The sequence below is a fragment of the Klebsiella ornithinolytica genome (assembly GCF_030505655.1).
Taxonomy (GTDB): domain Bacteria; phylum Pseudomonadota; class Gammaproteobacteria; order Enterobacterales; family Enterobacteriaceae; genus Klebsiella; species Klebsiella ornithinolytica.
On the sequence record NZ_CP130153.1, the window covers coordinates 4,571,227 to 4,587,929 of the forward strand.

The 16,703-nt window shown below is 61.0% G+C and carries 19 protein-coding genes; 18 read left to right on the forward strand and 1 reads right to left on the reverse strand.

Going from position 1 to position 16,703, the window contains the following annotated elements; genetic code table 11:
* Position 1: 1 nt before the first annotated feature.
* The 10 genes from gspF to Q1L34_RS21780 are packed head-to-tail and all read left to right on the forward strand — an operon-like array spanning position 2 to position 7,336.
* Complete coding sequence (gene gspF / locus Q1L34_RS21735) at positions 2-1,216, forward strand: type II secretion system inner membrane protein GspF (RefSeq protein WP_004858051.1); 1,215 nt, start codon at positions 2-4, stop codon at positions 1,214-1,216.
* Positions 1,217-1,236: 20 nt separating this feature from the next.
* Complete coding sequence (gspG, locus tag Q1L34_RS21740) at positions 1,237-1,659, forward strand: type II secretion system major pseudopilin GspG (RefSeq protein ID WP_004858049.1); 423 nt, start codon at positions 1,237-1,239, stop codon at positions 1,657-1,659.
* Positions 1,660-1,691: 32 nt separating this feature from the next.
* On the forward strand, positions 1,692-2,177 hold the full coding sequence (gspH, locus tag Q1L34_RS21745) for a type II secretion system minor pseudopilin GspH (RefSeq protein ID WP_233470822.1): 486 nt from the start codon (positions 1,692-1,694) through the stop codon (positions 2,175-2,177).
* Positions 2,174-2,539, forward strand: a complete 366-nt coding sequence (gene gspI / locus Q1L34_RS21750; protein WP_004858044.1) for a type II secretion system minor pseudopilin GspI — start codon at positions 2,174-2,176, stop codon at positions 2,537-2,539. The genes gspH and gspI overlap by 4 nt, the downstream gene beginning before the upstream one ends.
* A gap of 11 nt (positions 2,540-2,550) precedes the next feature.
* Positions 2,551-3,135 (forward strand): type II secretion system minor pseudopilin GspJ, encoded by a 585-nt coding sequence (gene gspJ / locus Q1L34_RS21755; RefSeq protein ID WP_004858042.1) that lies wholly within the window; start codon positions 2,551-2,553, stop codon positions 3,133-3,135.
* Positions 3,132-4,118 (forward strand): type II secretion system minor pseudopilin GspK, encoded by a 987-nt coding sequence (gene gspK / locus Q1L34_RS21760; RefSeq protein WP_054829280.1) that lies wholly within the window; start codon positions 3,132-3,134, stop codon positions 4,116-4,118. Before gspJ ends, gspK begins: the two co-directional genes overlap by 4 nt.
* Positions 4,105-5,307: a type II secretion system protein GspL gene (gene gspL, locus Q1L34_RS21765; RefSeq protein ID WP_327204280.1), complete on the forward strand. Its 1,203-nt coding sequence runs from the start codon at positions 4,105-4,107 to the stop codon at positions 5,305-5,307. The genes gspK and gspL overlap by 14 nt, the downstream gene beginning before the upstream one ends.
* Positions 5,300-5,794 (forward strand): type II secretion system protein M, encoded by a 495-nt coding sequence (locus Q1L34_RS21770; RefSeq protein WP_032716581.1) that lies wholly within the window; start codon positions 5,300-5,302, stop codon positions 5,792-5,794. The genes gspL and Q1L34_RS21770 overlap by 8 nt, the downstream gene beginning before the upstream one ends.
* Positions 5,784-6,524 carry a type II secretion system protein N gene (locus tag Q1L34_RS21775; protein ID WP_097357756.1) on the forward strand — a complete coding sequence of 247 codons (741 nt, stop codon included), beginning with the start codon at positions 5,784-5,786 and terminating at the stop codon, positions 6,522-6,524. Before Q1L34_RS21770 ends, Q1L34_RS21775 begins: the two co-directional genes overlap by 11 nt.
* A gap of 14 nt (positions 6,525-6,538) precedes the next feature.
* Complete coding sequence (locus tag Q1L34_RS21780) at positions 6,539-7,336, forward strand: prepilin peptidase (protein ID WP_327204281.1); 798 nt, start codon at positions 6,539-6,541, stop codon at positions 7,334-7,336.
* Between the two features lie 20 nt (positions 7,337-7,356).
* Here Q1L34_RS21780 and hrpB read toward each other — a convergent pair whose 3' ends face one another.
* A complete protein-coding gene (gene hrpB / locus Q1L34_RS21785) occupies positions 7,357-9,786 on the reverse strand; it encodes an ATP-dependent helicase HrpB (RefSeq protein WP_064359573.1) in 2,430 nt (809 codons plus the stop codon).
* Between the two features lie 72 nt (positions 9,787-9,858).
* Here hrpB and thpR point away from each other — a divergent pair, with 72 nt between their 5' ends.
* The 8 genes from thpR (at position 9,859) to panC (ending at position 16,501) form a co-directional block, all read left to right on the forward strand.
* Entirely contained in the window at positions 9,859-10,395 is a 537-nt protein-coding gene (gene thpR, locus Q1L34_RS21790; RefSeq protein ID WP_004858022.1) for an RNA 2',3'-cyclic phosphodiesterase, read from the forward strand.
* On the forward strand, positions 10,395-11,111 hold the full coding sequence (sfsA, locus tag Q1L34_RS21795; protein WP_071359157.1) for a DNA/RNA nuclease SfsA: 717 nt from the start codon (positions 10,395-10,397) through the stop codon (positions 11,109-11,111). Before thpR ends, sfsA begins: the two co-directional genes overlap by 1 nt.
* A gap of 164 nt (positions 11,112-11,275) precedes the next feature.
* On the forward strand, positions 11,276-11,731 hold the full coding sequence (dksA, locus tag Q1L34_RS21800) for an RNA polymerase-binding protein DksA (protein ID WP_004858018.1): 456 nt from the start codon (positions 11,276-11,278) through the stop codon (positions 11,729-11,731).
* Positions 11,732-11,793: 62 nt separating this feature from the next.
* On the forward strand, positions 11,794-12,675 hold the full coding sequence (gene gluQRS / locus Q1L34_RS21805; protein WP_004858016.1) for a tRNA glutamyl-Q(34) synthetase GluQRS: 882 nt from the start codon (positions 11,794-11,796) through the stop codon (positions 12,673-12,675).
* 175 nt (positions 12,676-12,850) lie between these two features.
* Positions 12,851-14,245: a polynucleotide adenylyltransferase PcnB gene (gene pcnB / locus Q1L34_RS21810; protein ID WP_071824645.1), complete on the forward strand. Its 1,395-nt coding sequence runs from the start codon at positions 12,851-12,853 to the stop codon at positions 14,243-14,245.
* Positions 14,242-14,721 (forward strand): 2-amino-4-hydroxy-6-hydroxymethyldihydropteridine diphosphokinase, encoded by a 480-nt coding sequence (gene folK, locus Q1L34_RS21815; RefSeq protein ID WP_327204282.1) that lies wholly within the window; start codon positions 14,242-14,244, stop codon positions 14,719-14,721. The genes pcnB and folK overlap by 4 nt, the downstream gene beginning before the upstream one ends.
* A gap of 122 nt (positions 14,722-14,843) precedes the next feature.
* Positions 14,844-15,635 carry a 3-methyl-2-oxobutanoate hydroxymethyltransferase gene (panB, locus tag Q1L34_RS21820; protein ID WP_192226604.1) on the forward strand — a complete coding sequence of 264 codons (792 nt, stop codon included), beginning with the start codon at positions 14,844-14,846 and terminating at the stop codon, positions 15,633-15,635.
* A gap of 11 nt (positions 15,636-15,646) precedes the next feature.
* Entirely contained in the window at positions 15,647-16,501 is an 855-nt protein-coding gene (panC, locus tag Q1L34_RS21825) for a pantoate--beta-alanine ligase (RefSeq protein ID WP_004858005.1), read from the forward strand.
* Positions 16,502-16,703: the final 202 nt, after the last annotated feature.

Genomic DNA, 16,703 nt, shown 5'->3' on the forward strand with positions numbered 1-16,703 from the left:
AATGGCTATCTTCCGTTATCAGGCGCTCGATGAGCATGGCAAAACCCAGCGCGGCGTGCAGCAGGCCGACTCCGCCCGTCACGCCCGCCAGCTGCTGCGGGAAAAAGGCTGGCTGCTCCTGGAGATTCACGCCGTTGCGCAGGCCACGCCGGGCTCCCCTCGATCGCTGCTGACGCGGCGCACCAGTGCCAGCGATCTGGCCTTGCTGACCCGCCAGCTGGCCACGCTGGTGGCGGCCGCCATCCCGCTAGAGAAAGCGCTGGATGCCGTGGCGCAGCAGTGCGAAAAAGCCCATCTCAAGACCCTGATGGCGGGCGTGCGTGGCAAGGTGCTTGAAGGCCATTCGCTGGCGGAATCCATGCGCGGTTATCCGGGCTGTTTCGACCAGCTGTACTGCGCCATGGTGGCCGCCGGGGAAACCTCCGGCCATCTTGACGGCGTCCTGAACCGGCTGGCGGACTATACCGAACAGCGCCAGCAGCTGCGCGCCCGTCTGCTGCAGGCGATGATCTACCCTATCGTCCTGACGCTGGTCGCTATCAGCGTGATCGCCATTTTGCTCTCCACGGTGGTGCCCAAAGTCGTCGACCAGTTTGTCCATATGAAACAGGCGCTGCCGTTCTCCACCCGCCTGTTGATGGCCCTCAGCGATCTCGTCCGTACCGCCGGCCCCTGGCTGTTGCTGACGCTGATCGGCGGAGGCCTGCTGCTGCACTACGCCCTACGTCAGCCCGCGCGGCGCCTGCTGTGGCACAAACAGCTGCTGCGCCTGCCGCTGATCGGTCGGGTCGCCCGCAGCATCAACAGCGCCCGCTATGCCCGAACCTTAAGCATTCTGAACGCCAGCGCCGTTCCGCTGCTGCTGTCGATGCGCATCAGCGCGGAAGTGCTGAGCAACGCGTGGGCACGCCGCCAGCTGGAGGCGGCCACGGAGTCGGTACGCGAAGGCATTAGTCTGCATCGCGCCCTGGAAATGACCGCCCTCTTCCCGCCGATGATGCGCTACATGGTGGCCAGCGGCGAACAGAGCGGAGAACTCAACGGCATGCTCGAACGTGCCGCCGACAACCAGGACCGCGAACTGAGCGCGCAAATTCAGATGGCGCTCAGCCTGTTTGAACCTCTGCTGGTGGTGGCGATGGCTGGAATGGTGCTGTTTATCGTTCTGGCGATCCTGCAACCGATCCTGCAACTCAACACCCTTATGAGTATGTAATTGTCTTAATGGAGAAAAATATGCAACGGCAGCGCGGCTTCACGTTACTGGAAATTATGGTGGTGATTGTCATCCTCGGCATTCTCGCCAGCCTGGTGGTGCCCAACTTAATGGGCAACAAAGAAAAAGCGGATCGCCAGAAGGTGGTCAGCGATCTGGTGGCGCTGGAGGGGGCGCTGGATATGTACAAACTGGACAACAGTCGTTACCCCAATAGCGAACAGGGTCTGCAGGCGCTAGTCAGCCGACCGACCGCCGAGCCGCAGGCGCGTAACTACCCGGAGGGCGGCTATATCCGCCGTCTGCCTCAGGATCCGTGGGGCAACGACTATCAGCTGCTCAGCCCGGGACAGCATGGTCAAATCGACGTGTTTAGCGTTGGCCCTGACGGAATGCCGGACACCAACGACGATATTGGCAACTGGAATATCGGGAAAAAATAGTGCGACAGCGCGGCTTCACGTTACTGGAAATGATGCTCATTTTGCTGTTGATGGGCGTCAGCGCGGGCATGGTGATGCTGGCGTTTCCGACATCGCGCGAGGATGACGCGGCACAAACTCTTGCGCGCTTTCAGACGCAGCTGCGCTTTATCCGCGAACGCGGGCTACAGACCGGCCAGTTCTTTGGCATCTCGATTCACCCCGATCGCTGGCAGTTTATGCTGCTGCAACCGCGCGATGACGCTGAGGCGAATCCCGGCACGGAGGAGAGCTGGTACGGTTATCGCTGGCTGCCGTTACCGCCGGGTCGCGTCGCCACCGCAGGCGAGGTCGCATCGGGAAAACTGACCCTGAGCTTCCCGCATGATGCCCAATGGACCCCGGGGGAACAGCCCGATGTTCTGCTGTTTCCCGGCGGCGAGGTCACGCCGTTTCAGCTGCAGATCGGCAGCGCCGAAGGGATCGCCGTCGATGCCCGCGGCACAATCCGCTCAGCCCGACAGGATGATGGACGATGAAAGCACAATCCGGAATGACGCTCATCGAAGTCATGGTCGCCCTGGTGGTCTTTGCCCTGGCCGGGCTCTCCGTCATGCAGGCGACTCTCCAGCAGACCCGCCATATGGGGCGGATGGAGGAGAAAACCCTCGCCGGCTGGCTCGCCGATAACCAGCTGGTACAGCTGAAGCTGGAAAATCGCTGGCCGGCGCTGAGCAGCTCGGAAACCACGGTACAGGCGGCGGGAAGCCGCTGGTATATCCGCTGGCAAGGCGTGGAAACGGAAATCCCGCAGCTGCGGGCGCTGGATGTCGAGGTCCGTCACGATAAGCGTGATAAGACGCCGATCGCGTCCCTGCGCACCTACGTGACTCAGCCATGACCAGAGGCAAGATGCACGGCTTCACCCTCGTGGAAATGCTGCTGGCGCTGGCTATTCTGGCGGCGCTGAGCATCGCCGCGATGGCGATTCTGCAAAACGTCCTCCGCGCGGATAGCCTGACCCGGGAAAAAACGCTGCACGTTGAGGCGCTGCAACGCACCTTCAGCCAGATGGCCGCCGACTTCAATCAGATTATCCCGCGCCGCAGTCGCGAGAGCGCCAGCCTCTTTTTTGCCGGACGTTTTCAGCTCCACAGCGATGACTGGGCGATAGCCTTCAGCCGCAACGGCTGGCCGAATCCATTGGGGATGCTGCCGCGCTCCGAGATCCAGAACGTCAGCTACCGCCTGCGCCAGCAGCAGCTGGAGCGGCTGAGTTATGATCAGCAGGATCCGCTCACCGGCGTCGAACCGACGGTGGACGTCCTGCAAGAGGGCATCCAGGCCTTCCGTCTGCGCTTCTATGCCAATGGCCGCTGGCAGGAGCGCTGGGACAGCACACAAAGCCTGCCCCAGGGGCTCGAAGTCACCCTGACGCTGGACGGCTACGGGGATATCACGCGCCTGTTTCTGATAACGCCCGGAGTCAGCCAATGAACCAGCGACAGCGCGGCGTCGCGCTCCTGATGGTGCTGCTGATCCTGGCCCTGATGATGGTGCTGGCAAGCGCGATGACCGAGCGCACGGCGCGCCTCTATCAGCAAACCGCCACCACCCTCGATAACCTGCAGGCAAAATGGTATGCGCTAGGGGCGGAAACCATGGCCGCCGCGCTGCTCCAGCGCGATGCGCTGGACTCTCCGAACCAAACTCATCTGGCGCAAAACTGGGCGCAGGAGGGGCGCCGCTTCACGGTCAACGACGGCGAGATTAACGCGACCATCACCGATGGCCAGGCCTGCTTTAACCTCAATGCGATCAACCGCGGCAGCGGCGAAGAGAGCGAAGAGATCCCCTGGCCGGCGCGCGCCTTTACCCGCCTGCTGGAAAACCTCGGCACAGAGCCGCTACGGGCGCTCCAGCTCACCGCCGCGCTACGCGACTGGATCGATGGCGACCGGGCGCCGCGCCTCAACGGCGGCGAAGATGAGGTATACATGGCGCGCTCGCCGGGATACCTCACCGCGAATCAGAAGATCCAGGACGTCAGCGAACTGCGGCTGATTGCCGGAATGGACGCCGCGCTGTATCTACGCCTGCTGCCCTTTGTTTGCGCCCTGCCGGACGACGCCCTGCAGCTCAACGTGAATACGCTCAGGCCAGACCAGGCCCCGCTGCTGATGGCGCTCTTTCCCACCGGCGTCAATCTCCAGCAGGCGCGCCAGCTGCTGCAGGATCGCCCGCGCAGCGGCTGGAACAGCGTTGCCGCTTTCCTGGCTCTGCCGGCTTTACAGCAAAGCGATACCGCCGCCGCCCGCCCGTGGCTGACGGTTCACAGCGAGCGGTTTGTGGCCGCCTTCACCGTGGTCATGGGCAGCACGCGTTATCAGCAGCGGAGTGTCCTGCAAAAAGAGGGACGGACTTTCCGTATTATCCAGCGGCGTTATGGACTCTATAGGGTGGCCGATGAATCACGATAAAACAGCGCAGCGGGAGATGCTCATTGTGCGTCTTGCTGCCCCCGAGCGCCCCATCGCCTGGCGACTGACCTGCCCGGGTGACCCGCAACGGGAAGCCTGCGGCGAGTGGTCCGCCACCGGCGCTGACTCCACGCTCCCCGATCTGGCGCAACGCTATCCCGCCTGGGTACTGGTCCCGGCCAGCGACTGCGCCTTCCACCACGTCACGCTCCCGGCGGGCCTGCGCAAAGCGCCGCAACAGGTGGTGCCGTTTTTACTGGAAGAGCAGCTGGCCACCGACGTCGACGAGACCCACTTCGCCCTGCTCCACCGTCAGCGCGAGCACTGTGCCGTCGCGGCGATAGCACGGCAGAAGATGGCCGCCTGGCTCACCCGCTGCGACGAGCCAGGGCTCAATATTCTTGCGCTGACGCCGGATGTATTGACGCTGCCCTGCCACCCCGATCGCTGGAGCGCGGTACAGGCCGATGACCAATGGCTGATTCGCCAGGACGCCTGGCGCGGGATGGCGGTAGAAACCCCGTGGCTTGCGGAATTACTCGCGGCCTGGGAAACGCTGCCGCCGATCGATTGCTATTCCCCGCCGCCTGCCACCTTCGTCCCCTGGCGCGCGCTCGCGCCGCAGGATGTGCTCGCCCTGGCGGCGGCGAACCCGGCGGCCCGGCGGATCTGTTTACGTCAGGGGGCCTTTGCGCCAAAGCGTCGCTGGCAGCCGGCCGGCCGGCGCTGGCGCCCGACGCTCGCCGCGGCGGCAGCGCTGGCGCTGCTATGGAGCACCAATACCGTGCTTGACCACCTTGCCCTGAGCCGCCAGGCGGATGCGGCCCGGGAGGCCAGCCAGGCGTTTTATCGCCACTGGTTCAAAAACGATAAAAACGTTATCAACCCGCGGCTGCAGATGCAGCAGCACCTGCGCCAGCTGGAGGCAACAACCGCCACCTCACCGCTGGTCGCCCATATTCGCACCTTGCAAAATATGGTCTCCGATACCCCGGGGATTCAGCTGCGGGCGTTGACCTGGGATGCTGCCCGCAATGCGCTTCAGCTCGATATTTCGGCGGTTTCTTCACGGGCGCTGGAGCAGTTCACCGCCCGCGCGCAGGCCGGTTTTCGCGTGCGTACAGGAGAAATGAAGCCCCGCCCCGACGGAATTGAAGGGCGTCTGACGCTGGAGGGCAACGATGGCTAACTGGCTTATGTTATGGCAACAGCGCACCCGTCGGGAACAGCGTCTGTTAATCGGCATGGGGCTGCTGCTGGCGGTGGGCATCATCTGGTACGCGCTCTGGCAGCCGTGGCTCAGTCGGGAAGCCCGCTGGCAACAAATGCTGGTCAGAGAGCAGGCAACCCTGCGCTGGATGCAGCAGCAAACGCCCCGGCTCCAGCAGCTAGCCCGCCACACGCCGGAGGCCGCGACCGCGACGAAGGAGGATCTCTCCGCGGTCATCATGCGTGAAGCCACCCGCCTGGAGCTGGCGATTGTCCGGCTACAGCCGCAGGGCACCCGGATAAACGTGACGTTGCCGGCCTGCACTTTTCAGGCGCTGATGACCTGGCTGGACGCCCTCGCCCGCCAGGGGATCCTCGCCTCTTCTCTGGCCGTCAGCGCTCAACCGACGCAACCCGGTTGGGTGACGGTGACAACCCTGGTGCTGGAGCGTCCGCATGCCCCGTAAAGTCGCGTTCGGCCTGCTGATCGCGGGGATCTATCTGTTCTGGCTGCTGTTGACCGCGCCGGCCCGTCTGCTGACTTTCGCCCTGCCGGACGGCGTCAGGGTCGGTGAGCTCACCGGAACCGTATGGCAAGGTGAGGCCCGACAGTTAGCCTGGCGCGGCGTCCGCCTTGACCACCTTCGCTGGACGCTGACCTTCTCGTCCGGCCTTCCCGGCTGGCGGGTCACGCTTGACGACCCCGACGGCTTACGCGGACACGTCTCGCTACAGGGCATGACCACGCTCCGCTTGCAGAACGGCCTTTTTACCATCCCCGCTAACCTTGCCAGGCTCTGGCTGACGCCGGCGCTGCCAGCCGAAGCCCGCGGCCAGATCACCCTGAATCTGTCGGAAGGTCGCTTTAACCAAACCGGCTGCCAGCAGGTGTCCGGCGGTCGCGTGCAGTGGCGGGAAGCGCAGCTAAGTTCTCCGGCCGGTTCCCTTGAGCTGGCCGACGTAAGCGGCAAATTTAGCTGCACGCCGGCAGGGGCGCTGGCGCTCACCCTCAGCCAGGACTCTCATCAGCTCAGCCTCACCGGCGAAGGCACCTTGAGCCCCGATGGTCGCTACGCCTTTCGCGGCAAGCTCCAGACACGTCAATCAACCCCAGCCCTCCTCACCCTGCTTGTTGCCCAACATCAGCGCCAGGATGAGCAGGGACGCATTCCCTGGCAGCTGCAGGGAAAATGGTAATCACAGGAGACATCATGACGCTACTGAGCGCATTTTCGTTGCAGTTCCCCCTGTTATGGGGCGGATTGTTGTTTATTTTCGGCCTGACGTTTGGCAGCTTTTTTAACGTGGTTATCTACCGTTTGCCGCTGATGATGCAGCAGGAAGAGTCCGCACGATTCAACCTGTGCGTTCCCGCCTCCTTCTGCCCCCAGTGCCAGCGGCCCATCATCTGGCGGGATAATATTCCGCTGCTCAGCTATCTCTCACTCAAAGGGCGCGCCCGCTGCTGCCAGGCGCCCATTTCTCAGCGCTATCCGCTGACGGAACTGGCCAGCGGACTGCTCTTTGTGTTGGCCGGCTATCTGCTGACGCCGGGATTATCGCTGCTGGGGGGCCTGATCCTGCTCTCCACGCTGCTGGTACTGGCGATCATCGACGGCCAGACTCAGCTCCTGCCGGATCGGCTGACTCTGCCGCTGCTGTGGGCCGGTCTGCTGTTTAATCTCAACGGCACGTTTGTCCCGCTCAGCGAAGCGGTGATCGGCGCCATGACGGGCTATTTATCACTGTGGACGGTTTACTGGCTGTTTCGCCTGCTGACCGGCAAAGAGGCGCTAGGATACGGCGATTTTAAGCTGCTGGCGGCACTCGGCGCATGGTCCGGCTGGCAGATCCTGCCGCAGACGCTGCTGTGCGCCTCGGCCAGCGGCCTGATCTGGACCTTGCTGCAACGGCGGATCACGCTCCAGTCGCTGGATCAGCCGCTGGCCTTCGGCCCCTGGCTGGCGCTGGCGGGCAGCGGCCTGTTTCTGTGGACTCAGACGCTGTAACCGCGGCTCGACAAGCCCGGCTACGAATACTTTTTGGTGCGCCGCGTCGGCGCGGTATTGGCCGGGTCGTCCGGCCAGACATGTTTGGGATAACGTCCCTTCATCTCTTTTTGCACCTCGCGATAGGTCCCCTGCCAGAAAGCGCTGAGGTCACGGGTAATCTGCAGCGGACGCTGCGCAGGCGACAGCAGCTCCAGCACCAGCGCGATCCGCCCCTGAGCTATCGTCGGCGTGGTGGCTTCGCCAAACATCTCCTGCATACGTACCGCCAGCGCGGGCGGATTGTCGGCATGGTAGCGGATCGCTATCCGGCTTCCGGTCGGCACCGTGTAATGGGTTGGCAGTTCGCTGTCCAGCTTCTGGCGCAATGACCACGGCAACCCGTTTTGTAGCGCCTGGCGCACATCCAACGCTTTCAGCGCGCGCAGCGAGTGCACTCCGCTCATCTGCGGTAGCAGCCAGGCTTCAAGCGAGTCCAGCAGCGAAGCATCGTCGACGGCCGGCCACGCCTCTTCTGGCAGCCATTGTGCCGCGCAGAGCAGGCGCAGACGCAGCTGTTCGGCTTCCGGCGTCCAGTTAAGCACGCCGAGGCCCTTATCGCGGATGCCGTTGAGCATCGCCTGATGCAGCTCCTCTTCCGAGGGTTTCGCCAGCGGCTGGGTTTTTAACACCAGTTGACCGATGCAGGTGCGTCGCCAGGCCTTCAGCGTCCCCTGCGTTTCATCCCATTCGACGGTATCGGAACGCTGCGCCAACCCGGGGCACTGCGCCAGCAGCGCATTGACATCCAGCGGCAGCGCCAGCAGAATCCGCGCGTCCGGCGAGGTGCTTCCCTGCAGGAGCAGAGGCGCAATCAGCCATTCGTGGCGCCCGAGCGCATCATCGGCGTCCAGCATCGCCCCCATCCCGTTGGCGAGCTGATAGCGCCCTTCCTGACCGCGGCGACGGGCAATCCGGTCGACAAATGCCGGTGCCAGCAGCGGCGCCAGGCGTTGCGCATCGGGCTGACCATCGCGGCTGCCCAGTCGCTTCAGAAGCTGTTGCGCCCGCTGCTGCCAGTTCGGCTGCTGGCGGGCAAACGCCGCGCCGAGATCGCTGTTTCCGCCGCGCGGAGGCTCTTCGAGGATCGCCGCCAGTTTCGCCGCAGTCGCCGCATCATCCGCATCAACTGCCGCTGTCAACATGGCCGCGAGCCGCGGGTCATTACCCAGGGTGGCCATTTTGCGCCCGCGTGCCGATAACCTGTCGCCCTCCAGCGCCGATAGCGCCGTCAGCAAACGTCGGGCCGCGGCCAGGTTTGCTTCCGGCGGCAAATCGAGCCAGTTCAGCTGCGCCGGATCGTGGCATCCCCACTGGAAGAGCTCCAGCAGCAGCGCCGAGAGATCGCTGTGCAGTATCTCAGGATCGCTCTGTACCGCCGCGCGTTCCGCCTGCTCTTTGCCGATCAAATGCAAACAAATCCCCGGCTCCAGACGGCCGGCGCGACCGGCGCGTTGGGTCATTGACGCCTGGCTGATGCGTTGCGTCACCAGTCGGGTTAAACCGGTACGGGCGTCAAAGCGAGCGACGCGCTCCTGGGCGCTATCGACCACCAGCCGGATACCTTCGATGGTTAAGCTAGTCTCGGCGATATTGGTTGCCAGCACCACTTTGCGCTGACCTTCGGCGGCCGGGAGAATCGCTTTACGCTGCTCGCTTAGCGGCAGCGCCCCGTACAGCGGGCAAAGCACCACATCGTCGGCCACCCGCTCAGCCAGCTGCGCCTGGACCCGCTGAATTTCCCCCACGCCCGGGAGGAACAGCAGCATCGAGCCGCGCTCCTGGCGCAGCAGCTCCGCAGCGGCGATAGCGACCGCTTCATCGAAACGCTGATGAGCGGCAAGCGCCTGAAAACGTTTTTCCACCGGGAACGCACGCCCTTCAGAGGAGAGGGTCGGAGCCGAGGGCAGCAGCCGCTGCAGACGATCGTTATCCAGCGTCGCTGACATAATCAGCAGTTTAAGATCATCGCGTAGCCCCTGTTGGACATCCAGCAGCAGCGCCAGCGCCAGATCCGCCTGCAGACTGCGCTCGTGGAACTCATCGAGGATCACCAGTCCGACGCCGCTCAGTTCGGGATCGTGCTGGATCATCCGCGTCAGAATGCCTTCAGTCACCACCTCCAGCCGCGTATTCGCTCCGACGCAGGTTTCCGCGCGCATCCGGTAGCCGACGGTCGCCCCCGGTTTCTCACCCAGCAGCTCCGCCAGACGTTGTGCCACGTTGCGGGCGGCTAATCGCCGCGGCTCCAGCAGGATAATGCGCCCGTCGATATGGCCATCGGCGAGTATTTGCAGCGGCAGCCAGGTCGATTTCCCGGCGCCGGTTGGCGCAGTGAGCAATACCTGCGGCGCCTGCTGGAGTGCAGAAAGAAGTTCAGGGAGGATGGCGGCAACCGGCAATTGGGACACGAATGGCTCCGGAGGTTAACATTTGAGGGCAAGCATTGTAGCATCCTGATAATTCATTACCGAGTCTCTATCATGTCCGAGCCGAAAAGGCTGTTTTTCGCCCTTGAGCTGCCTGCTGAAGCCCAGCGGCAAATCGTTCACTGGCGCGCGGCGAACTTTGCGGAAGATGCCGGACGGCCGGTGGCCGCAGATAACCTGCACCTGACGCTGGCCTTTCTTGGCGAAGTCAGCGCGGACAAGCAGCGTGCGCTGGCGGCGCTGGCCGGACGCATCCGCCAGCCCGGATTTACGCTCACCCTCGACGATGCCGGCCAGTGGCTGCGTTCCCGCGTGGTGTGGCTCGGCACCCGCCGGCCTCCGCGCGGCCTGCTACAGCTGGCCAGCATGCTGCGCGCCCAGGCGGCACGCAGCGGTTGCTATCAAAGCCCGCAGCCGTTTCATCCGCATATCACCCTGCTGCGCGAGGCCCGCCACGCGGTGCCCATTCCGCCCCCGGGCTTCAGCTGGACTTTTGCCGTCAGTGAGTTTGTGCTTTATGAATCCCGTTTTTCCCGCGGACGCACCCGCTATACCGCGCTGGAACGTTATCCCTTCAACAAGGAAAGCTGATGCTGTTCAATCCACCTTTACAATCCGCCATCCTGATTAAGCGTTACAAACGGTTTTTGGCGGATGTGGTCACCCCCGACGGTCGGGAACTTACGCTACACTGCCCGAATACCGGCGCGATGACCGGCTGCGCGACACCCGGCGACACTGTCTGGTACTCCACGTCGGATAACCCGAAACGCAAATACGCCCATACCTGGGAATTAACGCAAACCCAACGGGGCGCGATAATTTGTGTTAATACTTTACGCGCGAATATACTGGCAAAAGAGGCGATACTGGCGGGGAACATTGTCGAACTTTCTGGCTATAACACGCTGAAAAGTGAAGTAAAATACGGCGAGGAAAAGAGTCGTATCGATATTATGTTACAGGCAGAAGAGCGACAAAACTGCTATATTGAAGTGAAATCGGTTACGTTGGCGGAAAATGACAGCGGTTATTTCCCCGATGCTGTTACCGAGCGCGGTCAAAAGCACCTTCGGGAGCTGATGAGCGTGGCGGCGGCAGGTGACCGGGCCGTAATCTTGTTCGCCGTGCTCCATTCGGCGATTGACCGTTTCTCACCCGCGCATCATATTGATGCCAGATACGCACAGCTGTTGATTGAGGCGCAAACCAAGGGGGTAGAAATTCTCGTTTATAAAGCGGAACTTTCTACCGAAATGATGACTCTGAATAAGCCGATTACCGCGGTGTTAACCCCCGGTAAATAAACGGCTAAATTGTGTCCGGGTCGCGAGCGCAAATACGCTTTTCTTCACAGGGTTGTCAAGTGTAACGTTTAGATAATTGCTATCCGGAAAAGCATCTGCTATTTATAGCGGCCTGATTTTTCCCCCAACATGGGGATCGATAGTGCGTGTTAAGGAGAAGCAACATGCAAGAAGGGCAAAACCGTAAAACATCGTCCCTGAGTATTCTCGCCATCGCTGGGGTGGAGCCATATCAAGAGAAGCCGGGCGAAGAGTATATGAACGAAGCCCAGCTGGCGCACTTCAAGCGTATTCTTGAAGCATGGCGTAATCAACTCAGGGATGAAGTGGATCGCACCGTATCGCACATGCAGGATGAAGCAGCTAACTTCCCGGATCCGGTCGACCGTGCCGCTCAGGAAGAAGAATTCAGCCTGGAACTGCGTAACCGCGACCGCGAACGTAAACTGATCAAAAAGATCGAGAAAACGCTGAAGAAAGTCGAAGACGAGGATTTCGGCTTCTGCGAATCCTGTGGCGTTGAGATTGGCATTCGCCGTCTGGAAGCGCGTCCGACCGCTGACCTGTGCATCGACTGCAAAACGCTGGCGGAAATTCGCGAAAAGCAGATGGCTGGCTAATCCGCTTCGCTATCGTATCTCCGGCGGGAGTCTCTCCCGCCTACATGTTTTATTAGTCACCCATGAATGACTCACACTATATTGGCCGCTTTGCCCCCTCACCTTCCGGCGAACTTCATTTCGGCTCTTTGATTGCCGCTCTCGGCAGCTATCTTCAGGCCCGTGCGCAAAACGGTATCTGGCGCGTACGCATTGAAGATATCGATCCGCCGCGGGAAGTCCCCGGCGCCGCCAGTACGATTCTGCGCCAGCTAGAGCACTACGGCCTGCACTGGGACGGCGAAGTGCTGTGGCAGTCGCAGCGTCACGAAGCCTACCGCGAACGGTTGGCCTGGCTGCACGAACAGGGGCTTTGCTATTACTGCACCTGTACCCGGGCCCGTATTCATGCCGTCGGCGGCGTGTATGACGGCCACTGCCGCGATTTACGACTTAGCGCAAACGACGCCGCCCTGCGCTTACGTCAGACGCGCCCGGTCCTCGCGTTTTATGACCGTCTGCGCGGCACCCTCGTCGCCGATGAAGCGCTGGCGCGGGAAGATTTCATTATCCATCGCCGCGACGGTCTGTTCGCCTATAATCTGGCGGTGGTGGTGGACGATCATTTCCAGGGGGTCAGCGAAATCGTCCGCGGGGCGGATCTTATCGAACCGACGGTGCGCCAGATTTCGCTGTATCAGCATTTTGGCTGGCAGGCTCCGGACTATGTCCATCTGCCGCTGGCAGTGAATGCCCAGGGGAATAAACTCTCCAAACAAAACCACGCCCCGGCGCTGCCGGAGGGCGATCCGCGTCCCGAAATTATGCGGGCGTTAATGTTTCTTAATCAGGATATTGAGCAGGAATGGCGAGCGTTAAGTATTGAGGATTTACTGAAGAATGCGGTAGCCAACTGGGACCCGCAAAAAATCCAGCATTCTCAAATGACTCTCGCTGAGCTATGATTAGCCGCTATTTTTCTCGTCGCCTTTCAAGTTGCTCCTGCGTTGGTGCACTTGTTCACCCCGGTCACATAGCGATCTATGCGCCTGGGACTCACAAGTTTGCCGCCTTGCTGCAACCCGAAATGCATAGAGTAATATTTTGATCTGAAGTCCGTCTGACACTACGAGGTGCAACATTTTTACCCGAGTCGCTAATTTTTGCCGTAAGGTGCTAAGCCGTGAAGAGCGCGACGCAGAAGCCGCCGTTGAACAAACGCATATGACGGTTATCCCGCGTGAACAGCATGCAATTTCCCGCAAAGATATCAGTGATAATGCCCTCAAGGTGCTCTATCGACTGAACAAGGCGGGCTATGAAGCCTATCTCGTCGGCGGTGGCGTACGTGACCTCCTGCTCGGTAAAAAACCGAAAGATTTTGACGTGACAACCAGCGCGACGCCGGATCAGGTTCGTAAACTGTTCCGCAACTGTCGTCTGGTGGGCCGTCGTTTCCGCCTGGCGCACGTGATGTTCGGGCCGGAAATCATCGAAGTCGCCACCTTCCGCGGCCACCATGAAGGACACACCACCGATCGTGTGACTTCACAGCGCGGCCAGAACGGGATGCTGCTGCGCGACAACATCTTCGGTTCGATCGAAGAAGATGCCCAGCGTCGCGACTTCACCATTAACAGCCTGTATTACAGCGTGGCTGATTTTACCGTGCGCGACTACGTCGGCGGCATGAAAGATCTGCAGGAGGGCATGATTCGCCTGATTGGCGATCCGGAAACCCGCTACCGCGAAGATCCGGTCCGCATGCTGCGCGCTGTGCGCTTTGCCGCCAAGCTCAATATGAACATCAGCGCGGAAACCGCCGAGCCGATTCCGCGTCTTGCCGCACTGCTCCATGACGTTCCTCCGGCGCGTCTGTTCGAAGAAGTCCTGAAGCTGCTGCAGGCGGGCTACGGCTATGATACCTACATGCTGCTGCGCGAATATAACCTGTTCCAGCCGCTGTTCCCGACCATCACCCGCTACTTTACCGAGCGCGGCGATAGCCCGATGGAACACATCATTACCCAGGTGCTGAAGAATACCGATAACCGCATCCATAACGATATGCGCGTTAACCCGGCGTTCCTGTTCGCGGTCATGTTCTGGTATCCGCTGCTGGAAATGGCGCAGAAAATCACCCAGGAGAGCGGTCTGGCCTATAACGACGCTTTCGCCCTGGCAATGAACGATGTGCTGGATGAAGCCTGCCGTACGCTGGCCATTCCGAAGCGTATTACCACGCTGGTACGCGATATCTGGCAGCTGCAGCTGCGCATGTCCCGCCGCCAGGGCAAACGCGCGTGGAAGCTGATGGAACATCCGAAATTCCGCGCCGCCTACGATCTGCTGGAGCTGCGTGCCGGCGCCGAGAAAAATGGCGAACTGCAGCGTCTGACCAAATGGTGGGGCGAGTTCCAGGTTGCCGCGCCGCCAGATCAAAAAGAGATGCTTAACGAGCTCGATGACGAACCCGCGCCGCGCCGCCGTCATCGTCGCCCGCGCAAACGCACCCCGCGTCAGGGTGGTGCATGACCCGCGTCTACATCGCAATCGGCAGCAATCTGGCCTCTCCTCTGGAGCAGGTCAATGCTGCCGTGACGGCGCTGGCTGCCATTCCGGACAGCCGGATGGTCGCCGTCTCCTCTTTTTACCGCACGCCGCCGCTGGGACCGCAGGATCAGCCTGACTACCTCAACGCCACCGTCGCCCTGGACACGCATCTGCAGGCGGAAGCCCTGCTGGATCATACCCAGCGCATCGAGCTGCAGCAGGGCCGTCAACGCAAAGCCGAACGCTGGGGCCCCCGTACGCTGGATCTCGATATCATGCTGTTTGGCGATGCGGTGATAAACAGCGAGCGCCTGACGGTACCGCACTACGATATGAAAAACCGCGGTTTTATGCTGTGGCCGCTGTACGAGATTGCCCCGACGCTCCATTTCCCCGATGGCACCGCTTTGCGTGACGTGCTGGAAAACCTCGGTGCCGAAAAGCCGGCAATCTGGTAGAGCCCCCTTCCCCATTGTTAGCCATTACGGCGATCGTCGTTATCGATTGCCTAAAACCATTGCCCCTCTGAATGCTGCTGTTAGAATGCCGGTTAATATGACTTTCATCATCAGGAAACGTTATGAAACCGACCACTATCGCCCTGCTGCAGAAATGCAAACAGGAGAAGCAGCGCTTCGCCACCATCACCGCCTATGACTACAGCTTTGCGAAGCTGTTTGCCGATGAAGGGATCAACGTGATGCTGGTAGGGGATTCGCTGGGCATGACGGTGCAGGGGCACGACTCGACCTTGCCGGTGACCGTGGAAGATATCGCCTATCACACCCAGGCGGTACGTCGCGGCGCCCCCCTTTGCCTGCTGCTCGCCGACCTGCCGTTTATGGCCTATGCCACCCCGGAACAGACTTTTGCTAACGCCGCCATCGTGATGCGCGCGGGCGCTAACATGGTCAAGCTTGAAGGCGGCGCCTGGCTTGCGGAAACGGTGAAAATGCTGGCGGAACGCGCGGTGCCGGTTTGTGGCCACCTTGGCCTGACCCCACAGTCGGTCAATATTTTCGGCGGCTATAAAGTGCAGGGCCGCGGCGATGCGGCGCAGGCGCTGTTCGACGACGCGCTGGCACTGGAAGCGGCAGGCGCACAGCTGCTGGTCCTTGAGTGCGTCCCGGTCGAGCTGGCTCAGCGTATTACCGAGGCGTTAACCATTCCGGTTATCGGCATTGGTGCAGGCAACGTCACCGATGGTCAAATTCTGGTGATGCACGACGCTTTCGGGATCACCGGCGGCCATATTCCTAAATTTGCTAAAAATTTCCTGGCTGAAGCGGGCGACATGCGCGCCGCAGTGCGGCAGTATATTGCCGACGTGGAGTCCGGCGTTTATCCGGGCGAAGAACACAGTTTCCATTAAGGAGTCTTGTTGTGCTGATTATTGAATCCCTGCCGCTGCTGCGCCAGCATATCCGCCGTTTGCGCCAGGAAGGTAAGCGTATCGCGCTGGTTCCCACTATGGGCAACCTGCACGACGGCCATATGCAGCTGGTGGATACCGCAAAAGCCAGCGCCGATGTCGTGGTGGTCACTATTTTCGTCAACCCGATGCAGTTCGACCGCCCTGACGATCTGTCGCGCTACCCGCGTACGCTGCAGGATGATTGCGAAAAGCTGAACAAACGTAAGGTGGATTTTGTTTTCGCCCCCGCGCCGGCAGAGATCTATCCGCACGGTACCGAAAACCAGACCTATGTGGATGTCCCGGGGCTGTCGACCATGCTCGAGGGTGCCAGTCGTCCAGGCCACTTCCGCGGCGTATCGACCATCGTCAGCAAGCTGTTTAACCTGGTCCAGCCGGATGTCGCCTGCTTTGGCGAGAAGGACTTCCAGCAGCTGGCGCTGATTCGTAAAATGGTTGCCGACATGGGTTACGATATTGAGATAATCGGCGTGCCGATTATTCGTGCTAAAGATGGTTTGGCGCTGAGCTCACGCAACGGCTACCTCACCGCAGAGCAGCGTAAAATTGCGCCGGGCCTGTATAAAGTGCTGAGCGCCGTCGCCGGTAAGCTTGCCGCCGGTGAACGTAACCTGGATGAAATCATTACCCTTGCCGGGCAGGAGCTGAACGAGAAAGGCTTCCGCGCCGACGATATCCAGATCCGGGATGCGGATACGCTGCTGGAGCTGACGGAAACCAGTAAACGTGCGGTGATCCTGATGGCCGCATGGTTGGGACAGGCGCGGTTGATCGATAACCACATCGTCGAGCTGGGTCAGTAGACAAGGGTTAAAAATCTGGCAATATTGCCGGACATTTACTCAAAGCGGATGTCATGTCCGCTTCGTATCATTAAGGTATAGACCCTGACTAATCCGGTTGCAGACCGGCGGCAGGCAAGAGCACTACCGTCCCCCATCAGGGGAAAGTCGCTCGCCCGCCACGGCCCTGCACTCTGAAGCAGGAGGGGAAGAAAGGTAGACA

Bases quoted from the DNA above. Each gene is read 5' to 3' on its own strand.
- gspH (WP_233470822.1), top strand. From the start codon at position 1,692: ATGCTCATTTTGCTGTTGATGGGCGTCAGCGCGGGCATGGTGATGCTG.
- gspJ (WP_004858042.1), top strand. From the start codon at position 2,551: ATGCACGGCTTCACCCTCGTGGAAATGCTGCTGGCGCTGGCTATTCTG.
- dksA (WP_004858018.1), top strand. From the start codon at position 11,276: ATGCAAGAAGGGCAAAACCGTAAAACATCGTCCCTGAGTATTCTCGCC.
- gspG (WP_004858049.1), top strand. From the start codon at position 1,237: ATGCAACGGCAGCGCGGCTTCACGTTACTGGAAATTATGGTGGTGATT.
- gspF (WP_004858051.1), top strand. From the start codon at position 2: ATGGCTATCTTCCGTTATCAGGCGCTCGATGAGCATGGCAAAACCCAG.
- Q1L34_RS21775 (WP_097357756.1), top strand. From the start codon at position 5,784: ATGCCCCGTAAAGTCGCGTTCGGCCTGCTGATCGCGGGGATCTATCTG.
- gspK (WP_054829280.1), top strand. From the start codon at position 3,132: ATGAACCAGCGACAGCGCGGCGTCGCGCTCCTGATGGTGCTGCTGATC.
- gspL (WP_327204280.1), top strand. From the start codon at position 4,105: ATGAATCACGATAAAACAGCGCAGCGGGAGATGCTCATTGTGCGTCTT.
- Q1L34_RS21770 (WP_032716581.1), top strand. From the start codon at position 5,300: ATGGCTAACTGGCTTATGTTATGGCAACAGCGCACCCGTCGGGAACAG.
- gspI (WP_004858044.1), top strand. From the start codon at position 2,174: ATGAAAGCACAATCCGGAATGACGCTCATCGAAGTCATGGTCGCCCTG.
- gluQRS (WP_004858016.1), top strand. From the start codon at position 11,794: ATGAATGACTCACACTATATTGGCCGCTTTGCCCCCTCACCTTCCGGC.
- folK (WP_327204282.1), top strand. From the start codon at position 14,242: ATGACCCGCGTCTACATCGCAATCGGCAGCAATCTGGCCTCTCCTCTG.
- thpR (WP_004858022.1), top strand. From the start codon at position 9,859: ATGTCCGAGCCGAAAAGGCTGTTTTTCGCCCTTGAGCTGCCTGCTGAA.
- sfsA (WP_071359157.1), top strand. From the start codon at position 10,395: ATGCTGTTCAATCCACCTTTACAATCCGCCATCCTGATTAAGCGTTAC.
- Q1L34_RS21780 (WP_327204281.1), top strand. From the start codon at position 6,539: ATGACGCTACTGAGCGCATTTTCGTTGCAGTTCCCCCTGTTATGGGGC.
- panB (WP_192226604.1), top strand. From the start codon at position 14,844: ATGAAACCGACCACTATCGCCCTGCTGCAGAAATGCAAACAGGAGAAG.